The following is an 11435-nucleotide window of genomic DNA, read 5'->3' as shown; positions in this document are numbered from 1 at the left end:
GTCGCCGCTGTGGCGATGAAGGTAGACGTCGTCTCGACGACCGCCCCGCTGTGGGGCGGGGAGGCGACCAGCGTGGTCGTCCCCGCCGCCAACGGCGACCTGGGCATCCTGCCCGGGCGCCAGCCGGTGCTCGCGGTGCTGCGTCCCGGGGTCGTCCGCATCACCCCGACCTCGGGGTCCGTGGTCACCCTGGACGTGACCTCCGGGTTCGTGTCCGTCGACGAGGACGCCGTCACCGTCGTCGTCGAGGGCACGGACGTACTCGCCGAGAACCTTCGGTAGGCCGCATTGACGTGGGCGGGGACGGCCGGGGCTGTCTTGGTGGTCCTCGCCCTCGTCGCTGTCCTGCTGCTGGCCCTTTTCGCGGTGCGGGTGCGGCGCCTGGCGCACCGCATCGGTTCCTTCGAGTGCGCCCTGCGACCCCCCGGGCGGCGTGACTGGACGAGCGGGATCGCGGTCTTCGGCGTGGGCCGGGTGGACTGGTACCGGCTCGTCTCGCTGTCGCTGCGCCCGGACCGCACGTTCGCGCGCGCCGACCTGGAGGTGCGCGAACGGGTGCACCGCTCGCCGGACGGCAAGGGACAGGTCACCGAGATCCGGTGCGGCCAGCCCGGCAAGGAGGTCGACCTGGCCATGCGCCGTGACTCCCTGGCCGGCCTCGTGAGCTGGCTGGAGTCCGCCCCGCCGCGCGGCGACTACTTCGTGTAGACCGTCTCCCGACCGTGGGAGAGGGCCGCCCCCGACCGAAAGCCGGAAGAACGTGCGTGTCGTCATCGCCACCTGCTCCGTGGACTACTCCGGGCGTCTCGACGCCCACCTGCCGCTGGCCACCCGCCTGCTCATGGTCAAGGCGGACGGGTCGGTGCTCGTCCACTCCGACGGCGGCTCCTACAAGCCGCTGAACTGGATGAGCCCCCCGTGCCGGCTGGCCGTCGCCGAGCCGGACGACACCGACGCCGGGCAGGGCGTGCGCGAGGTCTGGACGGTGCAGAACGCCAAGAGCGACGACAGGCTCGTCGTGCGCATCCACGAGATCGTCGCCGACCACTCGGCCGAGCTCGGCGTGGACCCCGGGCTGGTGAAGGACGGGGTCGAGGCGCACCTGCAGAAGCTGCTCGCCGAGCAGATCGACCTGCTCGGCCCGGGTCACCAGCTGGTGCGCCGGGAGTACCCGACGGCGATCGGCCCGGTCGACATCATGGCGAAGGACCCGTCAGGGGTCTCCGTGGCGGTGGAGATCAAGCGCCGCGGCGACATCGACGGCGTCGAGCAGCTCACGCGCTACCTCGAGCTCCTCAACCGTGACCCGCTGCTGGCCCCCGTCCGCGGCGTCTTCGCCGCGCAGGAGATCAAGCCCCAGGCACGCGTCCTCGCGACGGACCGGGACATCCGGTGCGTCCTGCTCGACTACGACGCGATGCGGGGCCTGGACGACGTCGAGTCCCGCCTGTTCTGACCGTCCCGCCAGGCCGACCGCCGGCGGCGGCGCGCGTCGGTCCGGGACGCGTCCTGCCCGGGGTGTTGGATGGGGGCATGACTGAGCAGACCGTGGTCCGGGGCCGGGTGGTCACCCCGGAAGGCGTGATCGACGACGGCGCCGTCGTCCTGGACGGCGCCACGATCGCCTGGGTCGGACGCGCCACCGACGCCGCGGAGGCGGGATTTCCCGGCGTCGGCGCCTCGCCGGCCTCCGACGACGGCGTCCTGGTGCTGCCGGGCCTGGTGGACCTGCACTGCCACGGCGGCGGCGGCTCCTCGTTCCCGGACGCGCAGGAGCCCGAGGACGTGCTGCGCGGGGTGCTGGAGCACCGGCGGCACGGCACCACCTCGCTCGTCGCCTCCCTCGTCACGGCCGCGCCCGGGACGCTGCGCGACCGGGTGCGCCTGCTCGCTGACCTCGCCGAGCGCGGCGAGATCGCCGGCATCCACCTCGAGGGCCCGTTCCTGTCCACGGTGCGGTGCGGCGCCCAGGACCCGGACCTGATCATCGAGCCGGACCCGCAGCTGACGGCCGAGCTGCTGGAGCTCGGGCGCGGCCACGTGGTGACCATGACGGTGGCGCCCGAGCACCCTGGCAACCGCGACGGCGTCGCCGCCGCGCTGGTCGCCGGCGGCGCGCTGCCGTCCTGGGGCCACACCGACGCGGGGCCGGAGGACGCCGGCGCCGCCCTGGAGGCAGGGGCGGCGCTCCTCACGGCCGGGGACCCGCGCTCGAGGCGCGCCACCGTCACCCACCTGTTCAACGGCATGCACCCGCTGCACCACCGCGACCCCGGGCCGATCGGGGAGTTCCTCGCCGCCGCCTGCCGCGGCGACGCCGTCGTGGAGCTGATCGGGGACGGCACGCACCTGCACCCGGCCGTGGTCCGCGAGGTCCACGAGCTCGTCGGCCGGCAGAACGCCGTGCTCGTCACCGACGCCATGGCCGCCGCGGGGATGCCCGACGGCGCCTACCGCCTCGGCTCGCAGGACGTCACGGTCGCCGGCGGGGTGGCGAGGCTGACCGAGGGGGGCGCGATCGCCGGCGGCACCGCCCATCTCCTGGACGTCGTGCGGACCACCGTGGACGGCGGGGTGCCGCTGGTCGACGCCGTCTACATGGCGTCGGCCGGCCCGGCGCGCGTCCTCGGCGACGAGTCCGTCGGGGCTCTCGAGGCCGGCCGGCGCGCCGATCTGCTCGTCACGGACGCCCGGTTGCGTCCGCTCCGCGTCATCCGTCACGGCCAGGAGGTCACCGCATGAGCCCGCGCACGTTCCCCGAGTCCTTCGTGTGGGGCGCCGCCACCGCGGCGTACCAGATCGAGGGCGCCGCCGCCGAGGGCGGCCGGGGCCCCTCCATCTGGGACACGTTCTCCCGGACGCCGGGCCGGACGCTGAACGGCGACACGGGTGACGTCGCCGCGGACCACTACCACCGGTGGCGCGAGGACGTCGCCCTGATGGCCGAGCTGGGCCTCGACGCGTACCGGCTGTCGATCTCGTGGCCGCGGGTGCAGCCGGGCGGCCGCGGCGACCTCAACCCCGAGGGCGTCGCGTTCTACCGCGAGCTGGTCGACGCCCTGCTCGAGGCCGGCATCAACCCGGTCGTCACGCTGTACCACTGGGACCTTCCCCAGGAGCTCGAGGACTCCGGCGGCTGGACGAACCGGGAGACGGCGTACGCGTTCGCCGACTACGCCCGCGCGATCGCCCGCGAGCTGGGCGAGCGCGTGGAGGTGTGGACCACCCTGAACGAGCCGTGGTGCAGCGCCTACCTCGGGTACGCCTCGGGGGTCCACGCGCCCGGCCGCACCGACCCGGCCGCGGCGCTCGCCGCCGCGCACCACCTCAACCTCGCGCACGGTCTGGCCGCGCAGGCCATCCGCGACGAGCTCGGTGACGGGACGAACGTCTCCATCACGCTCAACCTGCACGTGACCCGCCCGGCGGACCCGGGGGCGCCCGGGCGACCTCGAGGCCGCCCACGAGGTCGACCTGATCGGCAACCACATCTTCCTCGGGCCGATCCTGGACGGTTCCTACCCGGTCGAGCTGCGCGAGCTGACGGCGCGCCTGACGGACTGGTCCTTCGTCCGGCCGGGCGACCTGGCGCAGATCCGCCAGCGCCTGGACGTGCTCGGGGTGAACTACTACTCGACGAGCTACGTCCGCCGCCGCGAGGCCGGCGAGCCGGCGACGGGCGGCACCGGCGGCCACGGCGACGGGGCGGCGAGCCCCTGGGTCGGGCTGGACCGGGTGGAGTTCCTCGACCCGGCGGGCCCGCTGACCGACATGGGCTGGAACATCGAGCCCGAGGGGCTCTACGAGCTCCTCACCGCCCTGGACAACGCCTACGACGGCCTGCCCCTCGTGGTGACCGAGAACGGCGCCGCCTTCCCCGACGTCGTGGGCGAGGACGGGCAGGTCCACGACCCGCAGCGCGTCGACTACATCCACCGCCACCTCGACGCCGTGGCTCGCGCGATCGAGGACGGCGCCGACGTGCGCGGGTACTTCGTGTGGTCGCTGCTGGACAACTTCGAGTGGGCGTACGGCTACGCGAAGCGGTTCGGGGTGGTCCACGTGGACTACGAGACGCAGGCGCGCACCCCGAAGGACTCGGCCCGCTGGTACGCGCAGGTCGCGCGCTCGGGGCAGCTGCCCGAGGTCACCGAGGTGCTCGCCTGAGACAATCGTTCCCGTGCCGTCGTCCCGTCGCTCCCGCCGCCGCCCGTACGGCGAGGGCCACGTGCCCCTCGATCCCGACCGGCTGCGCGCCGTGCCCCGCACCGAGACCGGTCCGGACGGCGAGGACTACACGGTCCGCCAGGTCCGCGGGTCGGAGAAGAGCTACCGGTGCCCGGGTTGCGACCAGCTGATCGCCCCCGGCACCGCCCACGTGGTGGCCTGGCGCACCGAGCACCTGCTCGGCCGGCAGGCGGCGGTGGACGAGCGGCGCCACTGGCACCGGGCGTGCTGGCAGGCGAGGGGCAGGCGGCGCCCCGCCCGGTGAGCGCGCCGCCGGGCAGGCGGCGGCGTGCGGTGCGGCGGGCCGCCTGCGGTCCGGCGACCCGCATGACATGCTCGGCCCCATGACTGCCCGGCTCTCGCTGACCCGCCACGGCCCCGACGAAGCGGTGCCCCTCGTGCTGCTGCACGCCTTCCCGCTCGACAGCCGCATGTGGGACGACGTCGTCGCCGACCTGACCGACCTGCCGCTGATCACCCTGGACGCGCCCGGCTTCGGCGACTCGCCGGAGCCCGCCCTGCTGGGCGAGACCCTCGGTCACCCCGCCGGACCCCTCGCTGCCGCTGTACGCCGACGCGGTCGCCGCCACCCTGCGGGACGCCGGGGGTGGACCGCGCCGTGGTCGCCGGCCTGTCGATGGGCGGCCACCGCGCCGGCACCGATGAGGAGCCGACGACGGTCCAGCGGACGGGCCGCGGCAGGTGACTCCGGTCCGCGTCCGGGAACCGCAGACCCGGCCGACTCCGGGAGGGTCCCGACCCGGACCTGCGGCTTCTCCGGCCTGGGGACCAAGGCGGGAAGCGCGAGAGCACCGGCCGCCGTGGACACCACCACTGGCCAGACGGCACCCCATCCGCCGTCGGGCCGGCTCAGGGTCGCGGCGGCGGCCAGGAGACCGAGGAGGACCAGCACGCCGGAGCCGCGCCACCGCTCCGTTCGTTCGGCCAGCCCGGCGCCCACCGCCAGAACCAGGAGGACGACGAGGATGCCGACGCCGAGCGCGACCTTGTCGTTGGTGCCGAACCAGCTGATAGCCAGGTCCTTCAGCGAGGGCGGCGTGCGGTCGATGAACGCCTCGGCCACGGCCTCGACCGGACCGGGACCACTCCCGGCGACCCGGGCGAGCATCTCCGCCAGCGCGACCGAGGCGCCCGTGACGACGACGCCCACGAGCCCCGCAGCAGCGCGGCCGGCCATGGTCCGAGCGTAGTCTCCGAGGGTCAGGTCCGGTTGTGCCGCAGGCTGCACACCCCTCGGCCTGGGTAGCCTGCTGCCCATGGCCGTCGACGTGCTCACCGCGATCTCGATCGACCGGCCGCTGGTCCTTGTCGCCGACTACGCGGCAGACCCGGCGAACGCCCCGGAGTGGTACGCCAACATCGCGTCCGTCTCGTGGCAGACGCCGCCGCCGGCGACCTTGGGCTCCCGGCTCGACTTCGTCGCGCACTTCCTGGGTCGGCGGCTCAGCTACACGTACGAGATCGTCGATTTCGTGCCGCACGAGCGTCTGGTCATGCGAACGGCACAGGGCCCCTTCCCGATGGAGACCACCTACACCTGGACCTCCCAGGGCGAGCGTCGGACGCGGATGACCCTGCGCAACCGGGGCGAGCCGTCAGGCTTCTCGGCCGTGGCCGCACCGGTGATGTCGAGAGCCATGCACCGCGCCACCACCAGGGACCTGGCACGGTTGAAGAGCCTGCTCGAGTCCCGCTGAGGCCGGCCGCCCCTCGCCGCAGGCCGTGATGCCGCCGGCGGCGGACCCCCCGGTGCGTGGACACGGTCCGCCGCCTTGACCGGTTTTCTCGCGTGGCCCGATGAGTGGTCGATGAGCGGGGCGGCCCGCTCCACTTTCACTCTGCGCAAACGTCAATACGCTCATTCTGTGGTGCAGAAGACCGACCCGTACCGCATCGATGCGGTCGACCGTGCCCTCCAGCTGCTCAGCCTGCTGCGGGACCGCGGTCGGCTGAGCGTGACCGAGGCCGCCCACGAGCTGGGCGTCGCTCCGTCGACCGCGCACCGGCTGCTCTCCACGCTGGGCCTCCGGGGGTGGGCGGTGCAGGGCGACAAGCGCCTCTACGAGGCCGGGCCGGAGCTCGCGGTGCACGTGCCGGCCGCTGCCGGCATCCCGGAGGTGCGGCGCCGCGTCAGACCGCACCTGGCGTCCCTCTACGAGCAGCTCGACGAGACCGTGCACCTCATGGTCCTCAGCGGCACGGACGTCCGGTTCGTCGACGGCATCGAGAGCGAGCAGACGCTCCGGGTCAGTCTGCGGGTCGGCACGCGGGCGCCTGCCCACACGACGCCTGGCGGCAGGGCGATGCTCGCGGAGCTGTCCCCCGACGCGCTCGTGACGCTCCACGCCGGCGGCCTGCGGCCCGGGCCGGGCGGGCACGCGAGGACGGTTGAGGAGCTGGGCACCGAGCTCGAGCAGGTGCGCGCCCAGCGGTTCGGCCTGAACCGGGAAATGAGCGAGCCCGGCGTCGTCGCGCTCGGCGCGTCCCTCGGCACGGAGGTGGGCGGCCTCCGTGCGGCGCTCACCGTTGCGGTGCCCACCGCGCGCCTCACCGGTGCCGACGCCGAGGCGGTCGCCGCCGCGCTGGTGGAGACGTGCGCACAGGCGCACGCAGAGCTCTCGACGGCGTCACCGCCCGGGTGACGGCGTCGGAGCTCCGGCTCAGGCGCCGGCCCTGGTCAGCGCCTCCACGACCCGTGTCATCGACGACTTGAGGTTCCAGCGCTCGGCGAGCGCGACGACGGCGCCGGGGTCCGCGGGCGTGTCCGGCAGGGTGTCCTCCACCTCGGCGACGGGTGCGTCACGGGCCACCTGGACGACGGTCGGGGCGACGGCGAGATAGTCCCGGGCCGCACGGAACTTCGCCTGCTGGCCGGCGCTGACCTCGCCGCTCTCCACCGCGGCCAGCACCCCGGCGAGGGTGCCATGCTTGCGCAGCAGCGACGCGGCGGTCTTCTCCCCCACGCCGGGAACCCCCGGCAGGCCGTCGCTGGGGTCGCCGCGCAGGGTGGCCATGTCCGCGTAGGCCGCACCGGTCGGCACGCCGTAACGTTCCTGCAGCGCCGCCTGGTCCACGACCTGGAGGTTCTTCACGCCCTTGACCGGGTACAGCACGGTGACGCCGGCGCGTCGTCGACGAGCTGGAAGAGGTCGCGGTCCCCGGTCACCACCTCCACCGCGCCCCGCTCCCCGTCTCTCGCGGTCACCTCCCGGGCCACGAGGGTGCCGATGACGTCGTCCGCCTCGAAGCCGGGAGCGCCGACGCGCGCGATCCCGAGCGCCGCCAGCGCCTCGACGATGACCGGCACCTGGGCGGTCAGCGCCGCAGGCACCTGCTCGCCGCCGTCGGAAGCGAGCCGGTGCTCCTTGTAGGACGGGATGGCGGCCACCCGGAACGCCGGGCGCCAGTCGTCGTCCCAGCACGCCACCAGGCGGGCGGGCCGCCGGTCGGACACCAGCTGGGCGATCATGTCGAGGAACCCGCGCACGGCGTTGACGGGTGTGCCGTCGGGCGCCTTGATGCTGTCCGGCACGCCGTAGAAGGCGCGGAAGTACAGCGACGCGGAGTCGAGGAGGAGCAGCGGGCCGCCGGGACTGGTCATGCGCCAAGCATGCCGTACGCCACTGACGACGCCGCCGCCCGCACCGTCGCGCGAGGCGGGCGCCGTCCCCGGGAGAGACCTACATCGCCCGCGCGAGGCTGCGTCGCAGGGCCCACGATCCCAGGCCGAGCAGCACGACGGCCATGGCGAGCAGGACGCCGACCTGCGGCAGGATGTCGGTCAGCGTGCCGTCGTGACGCTGGATCTGCGCGAACGCCTCGTACGCCCAGGCGTGGGGCGTCACGAGGGAGACGCCCCGGAGCGAGTCCGGGAATAGCTCGAGCGGCAGCATCCCGCCGCCCAGCGCGGCGAGGACGAGGCCGAGCCCGATGCCCGCCCCGACCGCGGCGTTCTCGTTGTCGAGCAGCGACCCGACGAGCATCGCGGCGCCGGCGGCCGCGGCCGAGAAAGCGGCCAGCACGAGTGCGGACAGGCCCAGGTTGCCCCAGTCGACGCCGAAGAGGACCGCCGTCGCGGCCATGATGTACGCGCCCTGGAACAGGGCGATGACGAACCGTCCGAGCGCCTGCCCGCCCAGCACCTGCAGCGTGGAGACGGGTGCGGCCAGGGTGCGGCCCACGACGCCGTAGCGGCGGCCCTGGATGAGCGTGGTCGAGCCCGCGAGCGAGATCAGGAAGACGAAGAGCAGCACCTGGGACGCCGCGCCCACGTCGAACTGACCCACGCCGGAGAGTTCCTGCGCGACCTCGTCGACGTCGACGACCTCCAGCCGCGCCCCGTCGAGAGCTTCGGACGCACGCTCCAGGGCGGTCCGCGCCGCCGTCGGTTCCGCCCCGGCGGCGGTCAGTGCGGTGAGCTGGCCCTGCTCGGCGGTGACGGCCTGGACGGCGGTCCGGACACGCTGGACCGTGGCCGGAGCTCCGGCCTGCGAGCTCGCTACGACGTCGATCGTGACGTCCTCACCCGCGGCGAACGCGTCGGCGTCGCCGGGCTCGATCTGGAGGGCGACGTCGGTCCGTCCCCGCGCCACCTGCTCGAGGGCGTCGTCGGCGTCCGCGGACGTGACCCGGACGTCGTCGTCCTCGAGGGCTTCGACGATCGCCGTGCGAAGGTCGCTGCCCTCGCCGACGACGACCACGCGCCCGCCGGGACCGCTCCCGCCGAACTGCGAGCCGATCAGGAGCACGAGGATCAGCGGGAAGATGAAGACGAAGAAGATGTTGGAGCGGTCGCGCAGGAACCGTCGCAGCTCCACCGCGGCGATCGCGCGGACCTGTCTCACAGTGCCCTCCCCCGGTCCGGCAGCAGTCTCGAGGCAGCGACGACGACGAGCGTGAAGCCGAGCATGTAGAGCACGGGGACGCCGACGTCGGCGAGCCCCCCGCCTCCCGACGTGATGCCCAGGCCCCGGATGAACGCGGCCACGGGATTGAGGTCGAGCAGCTGCCCGACGACGCCGCCGGCGGTCAGCGGGAAGAAGGCTCCTCCGGCCGTGCCCAGCGCGATGGCCAGGATCGACTGCACGATGTTCGCCTGCTCGGCGGTGCGCGCGAGGCGGGCGATCACGAGCATGAGCGACGTGGCGGCGGTGACCGCGCAGACCACCAGTGCGCCGACGGCGAGCGGCGACCCGAAGTCGACGCCGAACATCAGAGAGCCGGCCACGAGCAGCACCGAGGTCGCGACGACGCCGAGCACGAAGCTGACGAGCGCCTTGGCGGCCACCACCAGCCCGGGCCGCATCGGCATGGAGCGCAGGCGTGCGAGCGTGCCCTGCTCACGCTCGGCCACGAGGCTCAGCACGCCGAAACCCACTGTGAACAGAAGGAACAGTCCGGCCTGTCCGGCGACGAGGGTGCCCAGACCGCTCAGCTGCTCGCTGGATGCCTCCCCCTCCGCGAGGTCGACGACCGGTCCTGCGGTCGCGGCCTGCTGGGCGATCGCCCCGATCTGCTCGTGGGGCAGCCCGAGCTCGCCGGCGGCCGCCGCGGCCACGGCGCCGGCGCCGAGCTGGTCGAGCACCCCCTGGACGACAGCCACGAGGATGTCGCTCTCGATGCCGGCGCCGTCACCCTCGACCATCTGGACGACAGGGGCGTCGCCCTGGGCGAGAGCGTCGGAGAAACCGTCGGGGACAACTATCCCGAGCTGGGCGGTGCCGGCCTCCGCCAGCTGCCGGACCTCGTCGGCGTCGACCTCGCGCACGGTGACCTCCGGCGACCCGACCTCGCCGAGAGCCGCCACGACCACCCGGCCGAGATCGTCGTCGTCCGGGACGGCGGCGGCGACGGTGACCGGTTCGAGCTCGAGGTCCTCCGTGCCGCCGAAGACGAGGTTGAAGACGACCATGAGCGCGAGCGGCACGACGACGGCGAAGATGACGACCGACTTGTCCCGCACCCTCTGACGCAGGTCGGACGCGGCCATCGTCCAGAGCTGGTCCATGTCAGTCCCTCAGCGCCTTGCCGGTCAGGTGGAGGAAGACCGACTCGAGGTTCGGCCGGGTGATCTCCACGTCGGTCAGCGACATGCCCGCTGCCGTCGCCCCGGTGACGATCGCCGCGACGACGGACGGGGCGTCGTGGACGGTGAGCACCAGCTCGCGACGGTCGGCGTCCACCCGCTCCACCGCGGGCAGAAACCGCAGCGCCTCGGCGGCCGCCGCGAGGTCCGCGCGGCCGCCGAGACGGATCCGGTCGACGCCGCCGGTCAGGCGGATCAGCTCGTCCCGGGTCCCCTCGGCCTGGATCCTGCCGGAGTCGACGACGGCGATGCGGTCGCAGAGGCGCTCCGCCTCCTCCATGTAGTGCGTGGTGTACAGCACGGCCATGCCCTCGACGGACAGCGCCTCGACCGACTCCAGGATGGCGTTCCTCGACTGCGGGTCCACACCCACGGTCGGCTCGTCGAGGATGAGGAGCGTGGGCCGGTGGAGAAGGCCGATGCCGATGTTGAGGCGGCGCTTCATGCCGCCCGAGTACTCCTTCGTGGCGTCCTTTGCGCGGTCCGCGAGCCCGACGAGCTCGAGGACGGTCTCGATGCGGGCGGCGAGCTCCTTGCCGCGCAGGCCCTGCAGCCGGCCGAAGAACGTGAGGTTCTCGCGCCCGGTGAGCTCGGGGTAGATGGCGAGGTCCTGCGGCACCAGGCCGATGTGACGCTTCACGTCGGTGCGGTCTGGTCCCATCGGCTGCCCGGCCACGGTGACGGTGCCCGCGTCCGCGGCGATGAGGCCGGAGACCATCGAGATGGTGGTGGTCTTCCCAGCACCGTTCGGACCGAGGAGCCCGTACGTCTCGCCGGGCGCGATGCGGAAGGAGACGCCGTCGACGGCTGTCAGGTCGCCGAAACGCCGCACGAGGTCGGAGACGACGAGAACGTCGTCGCCGTGCGGAGTGGTGCGGGAGGGCTCGGGGTGTGTGGAGGTTGCCGTCACGTCTGCGCCTGCCTGTCGAGATCTCGCGGGGCGGGTCCCCGCGCCGCCCTCCCGCATCGTGTCACACCCGACCGTCCGATTTCCGGGACTTATGCCCCCTGAGCACTCCCCCATGGCCGCCGTCCCGGGTGCGAGCGCCTCGCCCGGCCGAATCCGGCCGCGCCGCACGTTCCACAGCAGCCCGGCGTGGCG

11 protein-coding genes and 2 pseudogenes are annotated in these 11435 nt (G+C 73.7%); 8 read left to right on the top strand and 5 right to left on the bottom strand.

Going from position 1 to position 11435, the window contains the following annotated elements; translation table 11 throughout:
* The first annotated feature begins 15 nt into the window (after window positions 1–15).
* The 6 genes and pseudogenes from DA06_RS05655 to DA06_RS05630 all read left to right on the top strand — a co-directional run bounded on the left by DA06_RS05655 (window position 16) and on the right by DA06_RS05630 (window position 4492).
* On the top strand, window positions 16–282 hold the full coding sequence (locus DA06_RS05655; RefSeq protein ID WP_418607876.1) for a F0F1 ATP synthase subunit epsilon: 267 nt from the start codon (window positions 16–18) through the stop codon (window positions 280–282).
* 39 nt (window positions 283–321) lie between these two features.
* Entirely contained in the window at window positions 322–708 is a 387-nt protein-coding gene (locus tag DA06_RS05650; protein WP_418607106.1) for a DUF2550 family protein, read from the top strand.
* A gap of 52 nt (window positions 709–760) precedes the next feature.
* Window positions 761–1456 (top strand): endonuclease NucS, encoded by a 696-nt coding sequence (gene nucS, locus DA06_RS05645; protein ID WP_043498100.1) that lies wholly within the window; start codon window positions 761–763, stop codon window positions 1454–1456.
* Window positions 1457–1533: 77 nt separating this feature from the next.
* A complete protein-coding gene (locus tag DA06_RS05640; protein WP_043498097.1) occupies window positions 1534–2742 on the top strand; it encodes an N-acetylglucosamine-6-phosphate deacetylase in 1209 nt (402 codons plus the stop codon).
* Window positions 2739–4167: pseudogene (locus DA06_RS05635) on the top strand (GH1 family beta-glucosidase). The gene DA06_RS05640 and the pseudogene DA06_RS05635 overlap by 4 nt, the downstream one beginning before the upstream one ends.
* Before the next feature lie 13 nt (window positions 4168–4180).
* Window positions 4181–4492 (top strand): hypothetical protein, encoded by a 312-nt coding sequence (locus DA06_RS05630; RefSeq protein WP_043498096.1) that lies wholly within the window; start codon window positions 4181–4183, stop codon window positions 4490–4492.
* A 273-nt stretch (window positions 4493–4765) separates the two neighbouring features.
* Here DA06_RS05630 and DA06_RS05625 read toward each other — a convergent pair whose 3' ends face one another.
* Window positions 4766–5425, bottom strand: coding sequence for a hypothetical protein (locus DA06_RS05625; RefSeq protein ID WP_418607104.1), 660 nt, complete (start codon window positions 5423–5425; stop codon window positions 4766–4768).
* Window positions 5426–5504: 79 nt separating this feature from the next.
* On the opposite strand from DA06_RS05625, the gene DA06_RS05620 reads away from it, so the two are divergent.
* Together DA06_RS05620 and DA06_RS05615 are read left to right on the top strand one after the other, a co-directional pair.
* The gene (locus DA06_RS05620; protein WP_043498071.1) at window positions 5505–5945 is read left to right on the top strand and encodes an SRPBCC family protein; all 441 of its coding nucleotides are present in this window, start codon (window positions 5505–5507) and stop codon (window positions 5943–5945) included.
* Window positions 5946–6113: 168 nt separating this feature from the next.
* A complete protein-coding gene (locus DA06_RS05615; RefSeq protein WP_418607102.1) occupies window positions 6114–6890 on the top strand; it encodes an IclR family transcriptional regulator in 777 nt (258 codons plus the stop codon).
* An 18-nt stretch (window positions 6891–6908) separates the two neighbouring features.
* Here the strand turns inward: DA06_RS05615 and DA06_RS05610 are convergent.
* The 4 genes and pseudogenes from DA06_RS05610 to DA06_RS05595 all read right to left on the bottom strand — a co-directional run bounded on the left by DA06_RS05610 (window position 6909) and on the right by DA06_RS05595 (window position 11243).
* Window positions 6909–7849 (bottom strand): annotated as a pseudogene (locus DA06_RS05610) (5'-3' exonuclease).
* Between the two features lie 79 nt (window positions 7850–7928).
* Window positions 7929–9092, bottom strand: coding sequence for an ABC transporter permease (locus tag DA06_RS05605; RefSeq protein ID WP_043498069.1), 1164 nt, complete (start codon window positions 9090–9092; stop codon window positions 7929–7931).
* Window positions 9089–10255: an ABC transporter permease gene (locus DA06_RS05600; RefSeq protein WP_418607100.1), complete on the bottom strand. Its 1167-nt coding sequence runs from the start codon at window positions 10253–10255 to the stop codon at window positions 9089–9091. Before DA06_RS05600 ends, DA06_RS05605 begins: the two co-directional genes overlap by 4 nt.
* Window position 10256: 1 nt before the next feature.
* Complete coding sequence (locus DA06_RS05595) at window positions 10257–11243, bottom strand: ABC transporter ATP-binding protein (protein ID WP_418607098.1); 987 nt, start codon at window positions 11241–11243, stop codon at window positions 10257–10259.
* Window positions 11244–11435: the final 192 nt, after the last annotated feature.

Origin of the sequence: Georgenia sp. SUBG003 (genome assembly GCF_000715355.2) — a bacterium.
GTDB lineage: Bacteria > Actinomycetota > Actinomycetes > Actinomycetales > Actinomycetaceae > Georgenia.
This window is presented reverse-complemented; position numbering and strand designations above follow the sequence as displayed.